This window comes from Sporosarcina sp. FSL K6-1540, assembly GCF_038620285.1.
In the GTDB taxonomy this organism is placed as follows: domain Bacteria; phylum Bacillota; class Bacilli; order Bacillales_A; family Planococcaceae; genus Sporosarcina; species Sporosarcina psychrophila.
The window spans coordinates 620,484-638,330 of record NZ_CP152018.1 but is presented as its reverse complement, the minus strand read 5'-3'; the positions used below and the strand labels follow the sequence as shown (position 1 = coordinate 638,330).

14 protein-coding genes are annotated in these 17,847 nt (G+C 43.1%); 11 read left to right on the top strand and 3 right to left on the bottom strand.

The genetic code is table 11. From position 1 onward, the window contains the following. Positions 1-216 precede the first annotated feature (216 nt). The 11 genes from MKY15_RS02950 (at position 217) to MKY15_RS02900 (ending at position 13,095) form a co-directional block, all read left to right on the top strand. A complete protein-coding gene (locus MKY15_RS02950) occupies positions 217-1,329 on the top strand; it encodes a glycosyltransferase (protein WP_342538922.1) in 1,113 nt (370 codons plus the stop codon). A 1-nt stretch (position 1,330) separates the two neighbouring features. After that, the gene (locus MKY15_RS02945; protein ID WP_342539698.1) at positions 1,331-2,605 is read left to right on the top strand and encodes a lipid II flippase MurJ; all 1,275 of its coding nucleotides are present in this window, start codon (positions 1,331-1,333) and stop codon (positions 2,603-2,605) included. A 348-nt stretch (positions 2,606-2,953) separates the two neighbouring features. Further along, on the top strand, positions 2,954-4,060 hold the full coding sequence (locus MKY15_RS02940; protein ID WP_342538921.1) for an amidohydrolase: 1,107 nt from the start codon (positions 2,954-2,956) through the stop codon (positions 4,058-4,060). A 185-nt stretch (positions 4,061-4,245) separates the two neighbouring features. Continuing rightward, a complete protein-coding gene (locus tag MKY15_RS02935; RefSeq protein ID WP_342538920.1) occupies positions 4,246-4,905 on the top strand; it encodes a GntR family transcriptional regulator in 660 nt (219 codons plus the stop codon). Positions 4,906-4,920: 15 nt separating this feature from the next. Beyond that, positions 4,921-6,120 (top strand): CoA transferase, encoded by a 1,200-nt coding sequence (locus MKY15_RS02930; protein WP_187045635.1) that lies wholly within the window; start codon positions 4,921-4,923, stop codon positions 6,118-6,120. Continuing rightward, entirely contained in the window at positions 6,121-7,020 is a 900-nt protein-coding gene (locus MKY15_RS02925) for a hydroxymethylglutaryl-CoA lyase (protein WP_342538919.1), read from the top strand. It begins immediately after the preceding gene. 4 nt (positions 7,021-7,024) lie between these two features. Then, complete coding sequence (locus tag MKY15_RS02920) at positions 7,025-8,062, top strand: DctP family TRAP transporter solute-binding subunit (RefSeq protein ID WP_342538918.1); 1,038 nt, start codon at positions 7,025-7,027, stop codon at positions 8,060-8,062. Positions 8,063-8,093: 31 nt separating this feature from the next. Next, a complete protein-coding gene (locus MKY15_RS02915) occupies positions 8,094-8,591 on the top strand; it encodes a TRAP transporter small permease (protein WP_342538917.1) in 498 nt (165 codons plus the stop codon). Beyond that, positions 8,588-9,862: a TRAP transporter large permease gene (locus MKY15_RS02910; RefSeq protein WP_187045631.1), complete on the top strand. Its 1,275-nt coding sequence runs from the start codon at positions 8,588-8,590 to the stop codon at positions 9,860-9,862. The genes MKY15_RS02915 and MKY15_RS02910 overlap by 4 nt, the downstream gene beginning before the upstream one ends. Before the next feature lie 237 nt (positions 9,863-10,099). Beyond that, on the top strand, positions 10,100-11,101 hold the full coding sequence (locus MKY15_RS02905; protein ID WP_338655435.1) for a TAXI family TRAP transporter solute-binding subunit: 1,002 nt from the start codon (positions 10,100-10,102) through the stop codon (positions 11,099-11,101). 41 nt (positions 11,102-11,142) lie between these two features. Further along, positions 11,143-13,095 carry a TRAP transporter permease gene (locus MKY15_RS02900; protein ID WP_342538916.1) on the top strand — a complete coding sequence of 651 codons (1,953 nt, stop codon included), beginning with the start codon at positions 11,143-11,145 and terminating at the stop codon, positions 13,093-13,095. Positions 13,096-13,550: 455 nt separating this feature from the next. Here the strand turns inward: MKY15_RS02900 and MKY15_RS02895 are convergent, their stop codons facing one another. The 3 genes from MKY15_RS02895 to MKY15_RS02885 form a co-directional block, all read right to left on the bottom strand. Beyond that, the gene (locus MKY15_RS02895) at positions 13,551-15,215 is read right to left on the bottom strand and encodes a collagen-like protein (protein WP_342538915.1); all 1,665 of its coding nucleotides are present in this window, start codon (positions 15,213-15,215) and stop codon (positions 13,551-13,553) included. Positions 15,216-15,453: 238 nt separating this feature from the next. After that, positions 15,454-16,053, bottom strand: a complete 600-nt coding sequence (locus MKY15_RS02890) for a hypothetical protein (RefSeq protein WP_067212175.1) — start codon at positions 16,051-16,053, stop codon at positions 15,454-15,456. Between the two features lie 193 nt (positions 16,054-16,246). Beyond that, a complete protein-coding gene (locus MKY15_RS02885; protein ID WP_187045628.1) occupies positions 16,247-17,833 on the bottom strand; it encodes a SulP family inorganic anion transporter in 1,587 nt (528 codons plus the stop codon). Positions 17,834-17,847 lie beyond the last annotated feature (14 nt).

Sequence of the window (17,847 nt, the reverse complement as noted above, 5' to 3'; positions counted from 1 at the left end):
GCATTACAAGGCTAGTATTATACTCATAAGTAGTCTTAAAACACCATTTGACGGGATTCTATTCTATCAAATGGTGTTTTTGTTGTGGTTAGTAAATAGTGTTGGATTGCGGTATTGGCTGTCAAGAGGTCGAATGTAAGATGATATGCTATAATTATTGAATCTAAATAAAGGTCTAGCTCGTTAGGTTATTGAAAGATGGGGTTGAGAAATGAAATGAGAAAAATAGTCGTATTCAGCAATATGTATCCGTCAATGCAACATCCAACATACGGTATTTTTGTGAAAAATCAGGTTGGCCTTCTTCAGTCTGCTGGTCTTGATGTCGATGTGGTTGCTATTCAGAATCCTGGAAAAGGGAAAATACAGGCATTGAAAAAATACATGACATGGTTTTTCCGTTCTGTTTTATACATGATGAAAAATCGTAAGAAATTATCCTTAACACATGCGCATTATGCATTTCCAACAGGAATTATTTCATTGATTGGGAAAAAGATGTTTGGTATTCCTTACGTTGTGACTGTTCATGGTGGAGATATCGATAAAATGGCTGCGAGGAGTCAGCGCATTGCCGATATGACAAAAAACATTTTACGACAAGCGGAATCGGTCATCGTTGTTGGCGACAAACTTCGGGAAGATGTGATAAATAACTTCGATGTTCCGGAAGCGAATGTTCATGTCATGAGTATGGGTGTCGATACATCCATTTTTAACTATGTAGCTAAAGTAGAGGCGAGGGAAAAACTATCTCTTCCTATAGAAGAGAAAATATTGATCTTTGTCGGAAATGTGATTCAAGCAAAAGGCCTTCTTGAACTTGTCGAAGCGTTTGATTCACTGAAAATGTCGTTTCCTGATAGTTCGTTGTACGTAATTGGTTCGCAGAAAGACGGTCAATTTGTTGAGGAGTTACGGTCGTTCATACGAGAAAAGGATGTTGAAGACATTCATTTCAAAGAACCTCTTGGTCAAGCGGATTTGGCACTATGGATGTCGGCGGCTGATGCGCTTGTACTTCCTTCCTATCATGAAGGGTTCGGATTGGTTGCGCTCGAAGCAATGTCGGCTGGAACGAAGGTTGTCGCAACGGACGTTGGAGGGCTTTCTTATTTGTTGAAAGACCGGGCAGGTATTTTGGTTGAACCGAAAAATCCGGATTCATTGGCGAAAGGTTTATGGAGTGCGCTCGATGAGAATTCTAATGTCATTGATGAAACAGTAGTGCAGGCAAAAATCTCACAACATTCATATGAGACGATTTTAGAGGACTTATTGTCGATTTATCGTTCAGCCGAGAAAGGTCAGGTTGATCATAGTGAGTAAAATGATGAAAATTATCGGCGGAGTTGCGATTATTAACATTGTTGCGAGGCTGTTTGGGTTTGCAAGGGAAATGGCGATTAGTAATCAATACGGTGCTTCGGCAACTGCGGATGCGATTATTACAGCCTATACTATCCCGAATTTCATTTACCTAGTGGTTGGAGGTGCGTTGACGACAGCGTTCATATCTGTCTACCATTCTACAAGGACGGATAAAGCATTGTTCGTGCGAAAATCATTTACGACGGTTCTTGTAGCAGCAGTTGCGATTACGGCCATATTGATGATCTTTACAGATTCTATCTTGCATTTGTTTTTCAAAGATATGACTGCTGAAAAATTTGCGCTGACGCGAACTCTTTACCTTTGGATGATGCCGTCTTCTATTATTCTGGTGTTATCGACATGGATGAGTGGAGTAATGAACGTCAACGGTAAATTTAACTTGTCCAGTTTAGCAGTCCTTCTATATAATGCGTCTTTTGTCGGAATCGCTCTTGTTCTAACAAGTTATTTTGGTCCTGAATCGTATGGGATTGGTGCACTGGTTGGTGCGTTATTAATGGGTGTGTTCTTATATGTGGGACTTCGAAAATCAAAACTCTATTCTTTGAAGCCTTCATTTGCCATGTCTGTTGATACGAAACGTTTATGGGTGATTGCATTGCCAATTTTGTTCGGTGGTGCATCACTACAATTTTATGCTGTTATTCACAGAATTGTAGCTGGCGAGTTTGGTGACGGGACAATTGCGGCGGTCAACTATGCCTCTAAATTAACTGGCTTTCCGCAAGCGATAATGATGACTGCCGTAACAACCGTAATCTATCCTCTCCTCAGTAAAAAAGAGGGTGAAGGGGATATGGATACAATTCGTGCCCTCTATAAAAAAGGGATGCTTTATTTAGTTGCTTTGCTTGTGCCGGCAACTATGATAGCTTACTTTTTTGCAGATCCACTTGTCCGTCTTGTCTTCGGATATGGAGAAATGACGGAGAAGGATATACTGCTAACGGTATCGCTTTTCCGTGTATTTACACTGTCGATGTTTTTCCTTGCTGCAAACACGTATATTACTCGATTCTATTACGCAAAAGCCAATTCGATGGTGCCTGTCATATTCAGTTTGATAAGTGTCTTTGCGATTAATCTCGGAGTTATTTATTTGATGATTGACTCGCACGGTGCTTCAGCAATTGCATACGGTACGGTCATTAGTGCCGCGGTGAACTTCGTGATGCTCGCTATTTATGCGAGAGTGAAATGGAAATTATAATTTAATAGAGTGACGGAGTTGCCCTGGGATATTTGGGGCAACTTTTTTATTGGTTTTGAGAGAGAGCAATCGATATATGCGTTGACCCGATCATAACGGCGTGCTAACCGAGCATATATGTTGCTACCCCGATCATATATTCCGCTAACCGGTCATATATGGAGCTGAACCAATCATAACGGAGTGCTAACCGAGCATATATAGCGTTGAACCAATCATACCGGTCTGTTACCCGATCATAACTATCTCCAGCACCCCCTTTATATTTTCTAGAAAATAGGTTATTCTGAAAGATGTGAAGTATTTAATAATATAACGGTGAGACATAGAATGATTGGAGTGTTTTAATTGGTAATCAAAGAGCAAATTGGAAAATGGTTTGAACATTTTCATGCCTATCCAGAAGTGAGTTGGAAAGAAGTAGAGACAACTGCAAAACTAGCAGAAATATTAACTGAAATGAATGTAAAACATCATACATTTGACGATGTAACGGGTGTTGTCGCGGAAATCGGTGAAGGCAATCGTATTATCGCGGTACGCGCCGACATTGACGCATTGTGGCAGGAAGTCGGGGGTGTCTATAAGGCGAATCATTCTTGTGGGCATGATGCGAATATATCCATGGTGTTAGGTGCGCTTAGTTATTTGCAACAGGAGGAACTGGGCAGCCGAATCCGATTTATTTTCCAACCAGCAGAAGAAAAGGGCAATGGTGCAAACTCGATGATTGAGCGAGGAGCGGTCGACGACGTTTCATATTTGTTTGGTGTGCATTTGCGTCCACAGGAAGAAATTCCATATGGAAAAGTGACACCGGCAATTCATCACGGGGCGGCTGTATTCCTTGAGGGCAAAATCATTGGCGACGATGCGCATGGTGCACGTCCTCAGCAAGGAAACAATGCACTCGATCCGTTATTTGCGATTGCCCAGTTTGTGAAAACAATCCATTTTTCACCTTACGAAGCGTACTCAGCAAAACTGACAAAAGTGCAGGCAGGCGGAGATAGTCTTAATATCATTCCGGGAACTGCAACGTTTGCAATCGATGCTAGAGCACAATCGAATGTGGTGTTGGGAGAGCTGAAGGAACGTATTTCCCGGGGAATCCAAGCAATTGGACAGATGCACGGCGTGGAAATTGAATTGGCATGGAGTGACTATACACCGGCTGCAGAAGTGTCTGAAGAAGCTACAACTGTTGCACGTGAAGCTATCTTGGCAACAGTTGGGGAAGAGGGATATGCATCTGACATTATTACATCGGGCAGTGATGATTTCCATTTCTATACGATTCATAATCCGAACTTAAAAGCCGCAATGATTGGCATCGGAGCAGATCTTAGTCCGGGGCTTCATCATCCAGATATGACGTTCAACAAAGAAGCGCTTGATATTGGAGCGCGTGTATTGGCGGAAACGTTAAAAAAAGCATCGTATTTGAATAACTAAAAAGACTTTCTTGCACTGTGCCAATTGCGGCAGTGTAAGAAGGTCTTTTTAGTTTGTAATATGTTAATAGTTCATAAAGATACTGGTAGTTAACTATATTAAAATAGTGTTGACTAATTAAAATAATAACCCTATTCTGACTATAGAGATAATTGTATACAGTCGACGGAAAGAGGAATTAGCTTATGACAAAAATTGAGATTAAGAAATCAACTTTAAAATCGCAAGTTTATGAGTATTTAAAAGAAGATATTATTCTCGGGCGCATTAAACCGGGGGAAAGGCTCATAGAAGAAAAAGTTGCTGAAGAACTGCAAGTGAGTCGAAGTCCAATTCGAGAAGCCGTTAGGATGCTCGAAAAAGATGGTCTGTTGTCTGTCAACAAATCAGGTGGAGTTACAGTTGTAGAACCTTCAATTGAAGATTTCAGATACTTGTATGAATGCAGGGTTGAGATGGAGTCACTCGCCGCCTATTACGCGGCAGAGAGGCGCTCATCGGAACAGTTAGAAGAAATCCGTATGAATATATTGAAAATGGAGAAAGTAACGTCCCATAATTCCTTGAAAAATGTGCATGATGTTAACGTCAGTTTTCATGAATCAATCGTCCGTGCAAGTGGTAACCCATTTCTTATCTCAATGACTTCGCAATTAAGAGGTGTGAACAGTTTTTATCGGAAAGCTATACTTGAATTCGATCCGAAGCGCGTGGTAGATGCAAGTGCGGAGCATCGACAAATTTACCAAGCAATTGTTGACCAAGATAACATAAGTGCTAGAAAACTGATGAAACAACATATTGAAGACGATTATACATTATTTATGAAGTCAGCTATGCAATAGTAGGAGGTTCAAAAAATGACTAGAAAACCATTAGATGGAATTAGAATTCTGGAATTAGGAAATATAGTTGCAGCACCATTTGCAGGGAAAATACTTGCAGAGTTTGGAGCGGAAGTAATTAAGGTGGAAGAACCAACGAATGGTGATCCACTTCGGAATTGGCGTGTTATGGATAAGGATACGTCAGTCTGGTGGTACGTCCAAGGTAGAAATAAAAAGTCAATCACTGTAAACATGCGAGAAAAACAGGGACAGGACATCGTGAAAACCCTTATCGGAAAAGTGGATGTAGTTCTCGAAAACTTCAAACCGGGTACGTTGGAAAAATGGGGACTTGGATTCGAGGAAATGCAGAAAATCAATCCATCCATTATCCTTACACGTATTTCAGGATACGGACAAACGGGACCATATAAAGAAAAGCCAGGGTTCGGTAGTGTCGCAGAAGCGATTGGAGGTCTCCGGTATTTGACGGGGTATCCGGAACTTCCGCCTGTTCGTGTTGGCATTGCACTTGGTGATATGGTGGCTGGTTTGTATGCAGTTATAGGTACGCTAATGTCACTGCGGGCGAGGGATGAAGATTCTGAAAAGAAAGGGCAAGTTGTAGACGTAGCATTATATGAATCTGTTTTTAGTTTACTTGAAGGAATTCTTCCGGAATACGATCTTACCGGACATGTTCGGGAGAGAACAGGCACTACGTTGCCAGGCATCGCGCCGTCCAATACGTATTTATGTGCTGATGGAAAACACGTAGTGATTGGCGGAAACGGAGATAAGATATTTCAGCGGCTCATGACTGCCATTGGAAGGGAAGACCTTGCCAACGATTCTAACTACGGATCCAATCAAGGACGTGCGGACGATGTAACGTTCATTGATGAGACAATCGAAGAATGGACGAAACAGCACTCGCTAAAAGAAGTGCAAAGAATACTGGATGAAGTGTCAGTGCCTGTAGGACCTATTTATGGAATCCAAGAAATTGTTGAGGATGAACATTATAAAGCTCGTGACATGTTGTGTGAAGTTGAGTTGCCGAATGGAGGAAAAGTTTTAGTACCTGGAATCGTACCGAAATTGTCTGGTACACCAGGTGGAATTGAGTGGAACGGACCAACTCTTGGGGAACACAACGAAGAGATATATACGGAATTCATGAAATTCTCTATTGAAGACTTTAAAAGACTAAAAGAGCAGGGAGTCGTTTAAATGCCGGATGTAACAATAATTGACGTCAGTCCGCGAGACGGTTTACAAAATGATCCGAAGTCTGTATCGACGGAGGAAAAAGCGACTCTTGTACAAATGCTGGTTGAATCCGGAGTTTCAAAAGTCGAAGTAACATCATTTGTTCGCCCAGAAAAAGTTCCGCAAATGGCCGATGCGTCTGCTGTCATAAAGGCAGTATCTTCATTTAAAGGATTAGAACCGATTGCACTTATACCGAATTTAAAAGGGTATGAGCGTGCACGAATCCATCAGCTTTCGGAGATTAACTGGGTGAGTTCCGCAACAGAGACATTCAATAACAAAAATATAGGCATGTCGATAGAGGACAATTTGGATCAGTTTAAGACTGTTGTTAAACAAGCAAAAAGTGATGGAGTAAAAACCTGTTTTTCTATTGCGGTCAGTTTCGGTTGTCCGTATGAAGGAGATGTCTCGGAAGAGCAGGTACTTGCCCTTGTCCAGAAGGCTAAAGAGGCAGGAGCGGATCGCATTAGTATTGCGGATACAATCGGTATCGCCACTCCGGATCAAGTAGAACGTTTAATGGGGAAAGTATTACAGATAGCAAGCGATACACCGGTTGCTATCCACTTGCATGATACAAGAGGGCTCGGTTCGGCCAACGCATACTCAGCTTATCAAGCGGGAATAAGAATATTTGAAACTGCTGCAAGCGGGATTGGTGGATGTCCGTTTGCGCCAGGGGCGGCGGGAAATTTGGCTACTGAGGATCTCGTGTACTTATTTGAAAGAATGAATATTGACACAGGCGTGGATTTTGAGAAATTGTTGGATGCTGCGGATTATGCCGCGAGTTTGTCTTCAAAAAAACCGTTGGGACGTATCAGACACGTTGAAAGAAAAAAGATAAGGGGATGAGAAGATGAAGAAGTGGATGTCAATCATGATTTATTCAATTATTACTGTGTTACTGTTATCGGCATGTAGTGAGTCCGGTAATGAAGCAAACGAAGTCGATGCGGCTACGAAAGGGGATGGATTCGAAGCTACGACAATCCGTCTTGCTTATAACTTGCCCCAGGATCACCATATTTCTATAGGGATTGAAAAGTTTGCAAAAGATGTAACTGAAAAATCGGATGGCAAAGTAGATGTGCAGGTATACCCGGCTGGCCAATTATTAAGTGATAAGGATATGAATCAGTCCTTATTGTCAGGCGGAGTCGAAATGGTCGTGAATTCCTCGACTTTATGGGCATCAACCGTTCCTGCAATGGGGATATTCGACGTTCCTTACGTCTTTAATGATTATTCGGCAGTAGGCGAAGCCGTGAACAGTGAATTTGGAGATAAGTTACGAGGTGCAATGGAAGAAAAAGGCGCGAAAGTGTTAATGTTTGCTGACTATGGTTACGTCCAGTTTGCAAATAATAAACGTCCATTAAAATCACCGGCTGACTTTAAAGGACTGAAAATTAGAAGTATTGGTGATTTGCCATCCGAACTGATAAAAGCTTATGGCGCATCTCCTGTGTTTATGGGTGGCGGAGAAGTGTACATGGCTCTTCAACGCGACACAGTTGACGGTGCAACATCAGGTACTACCGCAATGTTACAGCGTAAATATGATGAAGTAACAAAGTATTTGACAATTAATAATTACGCATACCTCGAATTCTTATTGGCAGTCAATAAAGATTATTGGGATAGTTTACCTGAAAAGACGCAAGCATTAATTGAAGAAACTGCAAAGGAAACTGAAGTTTGGATTCGTGAGCAAGCAGAAAAGGAAGATTCTAAATCAGCTAAAGCGCTAGAAGAGAAGGGGATGGAAGTCTACGTCGTTCCGGAAGAAGATTTGGCGGAATGGAAAGAAGCTGCAGACCCGGTACGGGAAGCATTCACGAAACACACGGGGGATTTGGGTAAAGAGTTGCTTGAAATGACAGATAAGAAATAAAAGTACTCTTATTTAAAGGAGGAAAGTGCTTGTGAAAAGGATTTACAACTTTTTTGATCATTTAATTAGATGGGGAGCGTATATTGCCGGGATTTTAATTCTTATTACGACGGTAATGACATTTTATGAAGTAATTTCACGATCGTTTTTTCATAAGCCGACCTCATGGGCAACAGAATTATCAATATATGGAATAATAGGAAGCTGTTTTTTGGGAAGTGCCTTTGCAGTTAGGACCTATTCTCATATAACAGTAGATTTATTGATTAACAATGTGAATGACCGCATGAAAACGGTTCTAGCATATATTTCAAACGCATTAGGATTAGTATTTAGCGTGATTTTTACATTGTATAGCTTTTTCCACGTTGCGAAAACATTCGAACTGGGAGTGACATCTGCATCCTTACTGCGTGTCCCTATGTACCTACCGGAGTTATTTCTCCCGGTAGGAGGGACGCTGCTATGTATTGCATTTATCATGCAAATTATTGATGGCGGCATACATAAAGGGGGGGAGAACATATGAGTTTCTTTTTTACTGGAGGAATGGGTATCCTTCTAGTGCTCGGTCTTCCCGTCGCATTCACCCTTGGATTATTAGCGGTAGCGGGCATGTTTTTCTTTAACGGAGGCACATTCGCTTTTATGCAAGTCCCTATAATCGCCTATAAGTCGTTGGATGACTTTACGCTAACAGCGCTTCCTATGTACGTATTAATGAGCCAAGTATTGGTGATTAGTGGTGTCGGGCGGGATTTATACGAAATGGCAAGTAGATGGTTCCGTCATTTTCCTGGAGGACTCGCAATTGCAACGCTCTTCTGTTGTACGATTTTTTCCGCGATATCCGGCTCAAGTGTCGCAACCGCGGTAACTGTAGGGTCCGTTGCGCTTCCTGAAATGGTGAGGAGAGGCTATAATAAGCGCCATGTATTAGGACTGCTTGCAGCAGGTGGAACACTAGGTATTTTGATTCCACCAAGTATTCCGATGATAATCTATGGATCAGTAACTGGTGAATCCGTTGGAAAACTTTTCATCGCGGGAATCATTCCGGGAATTATTTTAACGATAGCATTTATGATCTTTTCTGCCTATCAAACGAGACATATTAAAGATGTGCCTGCTACATGGGGGGAACGGCTTGAGGCATCGAGGAAAGCGATATGGGGACTATTGTTGCCTGTCGTCATTATCGGCGGAATTTATGCAGGTATTTTTACACCGACAGAAGCAGCCGCAGTGGGCGTCGTTTTCAGTTTCGCAATTGCTGCGTTTGTTTATAAAAATTTGACGATTAGTAACTTAAAAGAAATCATGTTAGCAACAGTAAAAACAAACACGATGATTTTATTTATCATAATCGGTGCTATGCTCTTAGGATTTATCCTAACGATTTTACAAATACCACAAACGATTGTGAGTTTTGCAACGTCTCAGGATATTAACCCGTGGATAATCTTTATTTTGATCAATATCGTTTTGTTGATTTTGGGAATGTTTCTCGAGACGGTTTCGATTCTTGTTATTACATTGCCGATTCTTTACCCAATCATCATTGCACTCGGTTTCGATCCAATCTGGTTTGCAATCATTATGGTGATTAATATGGAACTGGCATTGATATCTCCTCCAGTAGGGTTGAATCTGTTCGTTTTAAAAGGGTTGGATAAATCGAATACGATTAGTGAAATCGTTAAAGGTGTCATACCCTACGCTGTTATTATGCTAGTCTTCATGGTCGTCCTATCATTTTTCCCTGAAATTGCGACAGTACTCGTCAATAATGTAGAGTAGAAAATATAAGAAGAACCGTCATCTGAGCATTTATGTGCTTGGTTGACGTTTTTTTGTTGGCGATTTATCTGAATTTAAAGATTTGCACTCAAAGTCATATAAACCCATATATGGATTGATGACAATATGAATATTTCAAACGGCTGTTACGTAAAATGAACTTAGCAATCTACGGGTCTAACATCTAATTTGAAAAAGTCCACAAGTTAAATAGAAATTAAACAAGGAGGTTATAAGGTGAGGAAGAAAAAAGTACATGTATTATTTTTCTTGGCTATTGGAATGGTACTAGTCTTATCTGCATGCGGCGGGGGAAGTAAAAATATTGCCATAGGACCAGCGGCGAGTGAAACGAATAATGTGGCGAAGTTGATTCTGCAGGCATATGGGCTTGAAGATGGAGACTATAAGGCATACCAAGAAGGCTTTGGAGATGCAGCGGACGGTGTTCAAGATGGAAATATCGATGTTTCGATTGGTATTCTTGGGCTACCGGCTGCAAGTATTGAAAGCCTCCAAGCATCTGCAGGCGATGTAAAAATGCTTGGACTGTCGGATAAAGCGATTGAACATATTGAAAAGAATTCAGGTTATCGACGACTTACAATCCCAAAAGAAACGTATGATTTTCTTACGGAAGATATTGAAACTGTGACTGCATACGCGATTCTGATGGGGAGCACGGATACGATTGATGAGGAACTAGGATATGAGATTGCGAAAAGTATGATTGAGAATGCTAGCGAAAATACACATGCTCAAGCGCAACAAATGACATTGGAAAATGCACTGCGCGGGGCGGAAGGGCTTTTAATCCATCCGGGAGCGAAAAGATATTACGAAGAACAAGGGCTAACGGTTGAAAATGAAGTTGCGGAACTTACTGCTGATGCAACGAAGCGAAAGAAAGAATTTATACTTGGAACAGGTAGTCAGGGCGGAACATATTATCCTCTTGGTGGCGAGATGGCCAACCTCTGGAACAAATATATCGATGGCATGCATGTAACGAATACCGAAACGGGTGCTTCGGTGGAGAATTTATCCACAATCCGTGATGGACATATGGATCTTGGTATGTCTGTACATGTTCCGGCACTGCAAGCATTGAACGGGGAAGCTGAGTTTGAAGGGCACGAAGTTAAGAATGCGGCTTTCATCGGCCATATCTACCCTGAAGTTATTCAGATTGTCACAAGAGAAAAGACTAAAATCAAAAATCTTGGCGATTTGAAATGAATTATAGAGACGCGTAATTAAATAGGAAGGGAGTACGCCAATTGAAAGCCACCCAGCAGAATGATGCACAAGAAATCCTAGAGAAGTATGATAAAGAAAATCAGTTTCGCACTCAAATTGGGAAATGGGCATGGGCCGTAACATTTCTTGGCGTTGCACTCACTTTTTTTCATCTATATACGGGCTATTTTGGTACGCTCCCTTCCCAAAAACAAGGGGCGGTACATCTTGGTACTGCTTTAGGGATTATTTATCTTCTCTATCCTGCAAAAAAGGAATGGAGAAATACGCATAAAAAAGTTCCATGGTACGATGTTACGCTAGCTTTTACTGCGATGTATGTGACCTACCATAAAATCATTTTCTTCGATTCGATATTGCAAAGTCGAGTTTCTGGCTATAGTACAATTGACATCATCATTTCCATTCTAGGGATCGCTTTGGTTCTCGAGGCAACAAGGAGGACAGTTGGTTTGCCGATTGTCATTGTAGCAGGTGTGGCTATTATCTATACGCTTGTAGGGAAGTATATCCCGACGCAGATTCTTTCTCATCCTGGATTTTCAATGGATCGGATAACGACAAATCTATGGTACAGAGAGAGTGGCATCTTCGGGACGCCCATACAGATTTCGGCAAAGTTCATTTATCTCTTTCTATTTTTCGGTGTTATTCTTGTTCATACACCAATTGGTAAGTTTTTTAATGACATCGCCTTCGCTTTAACTGGACGATTTACGGGCGGGACTGCCAAGGCTGCGGTTGTGGCAAGTGCGTTGCAAGGGACAGTTTCGGGCAGTTCAGTTGGAAATACAGTCGCCTCGGGATCATTCACGATTCCGATGATGAAAAAAGCTGGTTTCACACCGGAATTTGCAGGGGCCACAGAAGCTGCGGCTTCTACTGGTGGACAGATTATGCCGCCTATGATGGGGGCGGCGGCATTTATAATGATGGAATACTTAGGTGTTTCATACGCCACCATCATGTTAGCGGCAGTTGTTCCAGCGATCCTTTATTTCACGGGTATATTCATAGGAACACATTTCGAAGCGAAGAAATTAAAAATTATTGGATTGCCGAAATCCGAATTGCCTCGATTCAAGGATTTACTTATTAGAGACGGTTATATGCTGATTCCTCTTTTCGTTATTATCGGGACCATCATGTCAGGCTTCACGCCACAACGGGCAGCACTCTTTGGCATTTTATCTGCTTACCTTGTTTCGCTCGTTCGGAAGGATTCTAGGATGAATATACGCCAAATCGTCAATGTCCTTGAACAGGGGGCAAGGGTTGCTTTGCCGGTTATCGCCGCGGTGGCGACTGCAGGAATAATAGCAGGAGTCGTCAGTATTACAGGACTTGGAGCGAAATTTGCTTCTGGCATTATCGCGTTATCAAGTGGTCACTTGATCCTTGCGCTCTTTTTCACGATGATTGCCTGTATCATACTTGGGATGGGGCTTCCAACAACTGCGAACTATGTTGTAACAGCAACAATTGCTGCACCTGCATTGATTAATGATTTCATGGTGGCTCCACTTGCTGCACATATGTTTGTGTTCTACTTTGGTATTGTTGCCGATATCACGCCGCCTGTTTGCCTAGCCGCCTATGCAGGGGCGGGAATAGCAAAAGCCAATCCGTTTAAAACAGGGGTTACTGCGGTGAAACTGGCGATTGCGGCATTCATCATTCCGTATATATTCATTTACAATCCGATGCTGGTTCTTGTAGATGTGGTCGTATGGAAATTGATTATTGGAGTTCTAGCCGCCGTTTTAGGAATGATTGGCGTAAGTAGTGCTGTCATTGGTTTTTTCATCCGTAACTCCAAAATTTGGGAGCGGCTTGTATTACTCGGTGCTGGGTTAATGTTAATAATTCCTGAATTTTTATCTAGCGGAATTGGACTCGTGTTGATTAGCATCATCTGGTTTATTCAGATGAAAAGACCTGAGGAAGGGGGGAGTACAAAAGTGCTCGCTTAGTAGTGTGAATCTCAAAAAGAAGGCTACCCATAGCGGGGAGCCTTCTCTTTAGGTGTAGATAAATATGCTTTAGTTCACATGGAAAATGTTTTTCCAATTGTGTCATACAATTCGTGATAGCTTCGGTGAACGGGAAATTACGAGGCAACGCAAAATCATCGCTCCAATAAAACTTGTTAACACATTTTATACACTTTATACAAGGAATCTTACACCTTACTACATGAATACTCTGAAATTAATCTTTAATAGTCATTAAGAGTTATAAATTTTTATTAGCACCTTTGTCATAGAGCTCCTTAGTTGTTTGGGTCTGAAATTGTTTAATTCTTAGTTAGAGCCCTGTGATACCAAGGTAGTTATTATTAAGTTTTGTCAGGCTTTCTATCTTGACAGCTTGAAAACCGCATGACAATTTTATATTGAGTTTGCGATAGTCCCCTATCTTTTCAAAACTAGTTTAATTTTGCAATGACAAGAGACGCGTTTACGTTTGTTTGTGTGCCTCCTGCCAAAGTCTGAAGGGTAACTGCTGCGGCAGAAGAATGATTTCGAAGTGTAAGAACATCACCTGCTGCTACGGCAATTATAGCCTGACCGTCGTTTTGCTGGGTGCCTGCACCTGAACCGTAGACTGTACCCGCAACCGGCGCACCATTTAAAAATAGTGCGAATTGGTTGGGTTCTACACCCGACACGGAGAAAGTAACCAGGTAGTCTCCCGGTGTAGTAAATAAAACTTGTGAGGTTCCGGGGGCATGCGTAATTCCAGCCGTGATTATTCCATTTGTATCAAAAATAACATCAGCTTCTATAGCTACCGTCTGAGCACCTAGATTGTAAATATACCCGTATACGGATAATCCACCGGCTGCGCCAGTAGCGCCAGTAGCGCCAGTCGGCCCGATGTCTCCGGTAGCGCCGGTAGCCCCAGCAGGTCCGATGTCTCCGGTAGCGCCGGTAGCGCCAGCAGGTCCGATGTCTCCGGTAGCGCCGGTAGCGCCAGCAGGTCCGATGTCTCCCGTAGCGCCGGTAGCGCCAGCAGGTCCGATGTCTCCGGTAGCACCGATAGCGCCAGTCGGCCCGATGTCTCCGGTAGCCCCAGCAGGTCCGATGTCTCCGGTAGCGCCGGTAGCCCCAGGAGGTCCGATGTCTCCGGTAGCGCCGGTAGCGCCAGTCGGCCCGATGTCTCCGGTAGCACCGGTAGCGCCAGTCGGCCCGATGTCTCCGGTAGCGCCGGTAGCACCAGTCGGCCCGATGTCTCCGGTAGCTCCAGTAGCGCCGGTAGCGCCAGTCGGTCCGATGTCTCCGGTAGCACCGTTAGCGCCAGTCGGTCCGATGTCTCCGGTAGCTCCAGTAGCGCCAGTCGGTCCGATGTCCCCGGTAGCACCGATAGCGCCAGTCGGTCCGATGTCTCCGGTAGCGCCGGTAGCCCCAGTCGGCCCGATGTCTCCGGTAGCTCCAGTAGCGCCGGTAGCGCCAGTAGCGCCAGTCGGTCCGATGTCTCCGGTAGCTCCAGTAGCGCCGGTCGGTCCGATGTCTCCGGTAGCCCCGATAGCCCCAGTCGGCCCGATGTCCCCGGTAGCACCAGCAGGTCCGATGTCTCCCGTAGCGCCGGTAGCACCGGTCGGTCCGATGTCTCCGGTAGCGCCGGTAGCGCCAGTCGGCCCGATGTCTCCCGTAGCGCCGGTAGCTCCAGTCGGTCCGATGTCTCCAGTAGCACCGGTAGCGCCAGTCGGTCCAATGTCTCCAGTAGCGCCGGTAGCCCCAGTCGGTCCGATGTCTCCGGTAGCTCCAGTAGCGCCGGTCGGTCCAATGTCTCCAGTAGCGCCGGTAGCCCCAGCAGGTCCGATGTCTCCGGTAGCCCCGATAGCCCCAGTCGGCCCGATGTCCCCGTTAGCACCCGTAGCGCCGGTAGCCCCAGCAGGTCCGATGTCCCCGGTAGCACCCGTAGCGCCGGTAGCCCCAGTCGGTCCGATGTCTCCGGTAGCTCCAGTAGCCCCAGTAGCCCCAGTCGGCCCGATGTCACCTTTGCAACATTTTCTACATTTTTTTTGACAAGAGCAACAATCGCTTTTGCATTTATAACATTCATGATTAATGTCGTTGTAAAATTTCATATTTTCACTGCCTTTCACTAACATTCTATTCGAGCTATGAATTTAGGGACGGGCGTCAAACTAAGTGTTTAAAATAGTTTTTAAACAATAAATTTGAATCGGGGAGTATCGCCCGTAATTGTTCAGAAGAAAAGACCTGAAGAGATAATCCCAAAATGCTCGCCGTTTAGAATCAATAAAAAAAGAGCTATAAACCATAATGGTTTTAGCTCTTTTTTCACATTATCCATTTCTATTTTTATTGGCCTCTTAAAATTTCTCCAAATAGAAAATGATCTTTATTGTAGCGGATTTTCCCTATTTTCCCTTCTTCCGGACAAGTTGCGAGACCCGTTATCTCTGCTTTCATTTTATCGCCACCGTCTTTTTGATACGTGACATGAACGGTAAAGTCATAATCCCGCGGTCTACCATCGACTGGTTCCACATTAATCTTGTCGACGGTGATTTGATAGCCGTTGTCGTCAGCCGGTGAATGTAAAGTTAGGAAGAGAACCTTGCCACTATATCCAAAATCAGTGAAATAAGGCCTGAAATTATCCTCCAGGTAAATCTCGAGTTCATTATCTTCTTCTGGAGCTGACACTAGGCCGTTTTGGTCTACAATTGTCATGTTACTTGGGTCGTTCTTCATTCGAATATACTCTTTATCGGGTGCATTAAATTCATGTTCAAGAACAGTTTGAATCGCAACAACATTTTTATCCACGGATTCAGTTTGAGAACAGCCCGTAACCAACGAACTAAGAAGAATAACAAAGAGAATGACTTCAATTTTCCGTCGGACGCTCTTTTTAACAAGGAATGAAGAATAGTTATTAATAAATCTAAGATTCATAATGATACCTCCCCTTTTTAACTTGTTCTTCGACGTTTAGCCAAAAGTTAAATATGAAACTACTACTACTACTACTACTACTTCTACGACTTCGCATTGATAAATTTTCGTTAATTGGGAAAATTGGTTTAATTATGTTAAATGATTAAACAAAAAAACATCGCCCAATGCGATGTTTTTGATTTGTGGATAGTTACATGAAAAAATTAGCCTCGCCAATTCGGTTATACAATCCGCTCTTTTTGAACAGGGGCAACTTTTCTTTGGGCAAGCGTTTGATAATAATTTGGATACCCGCTTTATCGGCATCGTCAAGTAGTGCATAGAGCGCTGCTTCACCTGTCGCATCGATAACGGATAGGTGTTCCAAATCGAGAATGATTTTCCTCGCGCCTGTTAGGAAAATTGCAGGATATTTGTCTTCGAATACTTTTGCGGTACCGAAGAAAATAGGGCCGTCCACGGTATATTTTGCTAATGAAGATGTATCGCTATCACTGAACTTAATAATTTCAACATCGGAAAGGGTCGCTTCTTTAATATCGAGTTTACCACTCATTTTACGTAAGAACGACAGGGCAGCAAGCAAAATCCCCACCTGAACGGCAATCGTTAAGTCGATGAAAATCGTCAAAAGGAACGTCGTTAATAAAACCAGAGAATCCCCCGACCGGATCATTAAAATATGCGTGAATGATTTGCGTGCACTCATATTCCAGGCGACGTACATAAGAATCGGCGCCATTGCAGCTAATGGAATGTAAGAGGCATACGGTGCGAAAAGGAGCAAAAAGGCAAGAACGAAAACACTTTGTACGACTCCTGATATTGGGCTGACTGCTCCAGATCGAATATTGGTAGCTGTACGGGCAATGGCTCCTGTAGCAGGGATACCGCCGAATAATGGCGTTATCATATTGGCGATCCCTTGACCGAACAACTCACGTTTCGAATCATGCTTTTCACCGCTTTTCATACCATCTGCAACAACAGCAGATAACAATGATTCAATTGCACCGAGTGCGGCAATAATAAGGGCGGGTTGCCACAAATTGACCAACTTCTCCAATGTGATTTGTGGAAAATGAAAATTCGGGAGTGAGTTGGGAATACCACCGAAGGCTGTCCCGATCGTTTCAACTTTACTCGGAAATAGAAAAATCGAAATGAGGGTCGGAATAAGTAGTGCAATAAGCAGTAATGGGACACGCGGCGCTATTTTAGGCAATATGAATAGTACGATGAGCCCGATTAAGGCGGTGACTATGCTGAAGACGTTCACCGTGTGAAACTGATTGACAAGATCAATCATGTTTTCGTGGAAAAACTCTTTTTTTTCTAAGCCGGTAATTCCAAAGAAATTACCTAGTTGGCCTGTAAAGATAATGACCGCAATCCCCGTAGTAAAGCCTATGGTTACAGATCTTGGGACGAAATGAATTAGATTACTTACACCGAGAAAACTCATAATAACGAGGAAAATACCTGCTAGAAATCCAGCAATAAGCAGATCTTCATAGCCATATTGTAGAACAATTGCGAGCAATATCGGGATGAATGCTCCAGTGGGTCCCGCGATTTGAAAACGAGATCCGCCTAATAATGCAACGATAAGCCCAGCGATAATTGTTGTATAAAGTCCATATTCTGGTTTGACACCTGAAGCAATTGCAAAAGCCATCCCGAGCGGAATGGCTACAATACCAACAGTGATTCCTGCAATCAGATCTTTGCGGAATCCGGCTCCATTGTAATCAAGATATCGGTTATCCTTGAACATTCGATTCACTTCTT

Excerpts from the sequence above, each read along its gene's own strand:
- MKY15_RS02920 (WP_342538918.1), top strand. The coding sequence starts at position 7,025 with ATGAAGAAGTGGATGTCAATCATGATTTATTCAATTATTACTGTGTTA.
- MKY15_RS02930 (WP_187045635.1), top strand. The coding sequence starts at position 4,921 with ATGACTAGAAAACCATTAGATGGAATTAGAATTCTGGAATTAGGAAAT.
- MKY15_RS02885 (WP_187045628.1), bottom strand. The coding sequence starts at position 17,833 with ATGTTCAAGGATAACCGATATCTTGATTACAATGGAGCCGGATTCCGC.
- MKY15_RS02935 (WP_342538920.1), top strand. The coding sequence starts at position 4,246 with ATGACAAAAATTGAGATTAAGAAATCAACTTTAAAATCGCAAGTTTAT.
- MKY15_RS02925 (WP_342538919.1), top strand. The coding sequence starts at position 6,121 with ATGCCGGATGTAACAATAATTGACGTCAGTCCGCGAGACGGTTTACAA.
- MKY15_RS02890 (WP_067212175.1), bottom strand. The coding sequence starts at position 16,053 with ATGAATCTTAGATTTATTAATAACTATTCTTCATTCCTTGTTAAAAAG.
- MKY15_RS02910 (WP_187045631.1), top strand. The coding sequence starts at position 8,588 with ATGAGTTTCTTTTTTACTGGAGGAATGGGTATCCTTCTAGTGCTCGGT.
- MKY15_RS02950 (WP_342538922.1), top strand. The coding sequence starts at position 217 with ATGAGAAAAATAGTCGTATTCAGCAATATGTATCCGTCAATGCAACAT.
- MKY15_RS02895 (WP_342538915.1), bottom strand. The coding sequence starts at position 15,215 with ATGAAATTTTACAACGACATTAATCATGAATGTTATAAATGCAAAAGC.
- MKY15_RS02945 (WP_342539698.1), top strand. The coding sequence starts at position 1,331 with ATGATGAAAATTATCGGCGGAGTTGCGATTATTAACATTGTTGCGAGG.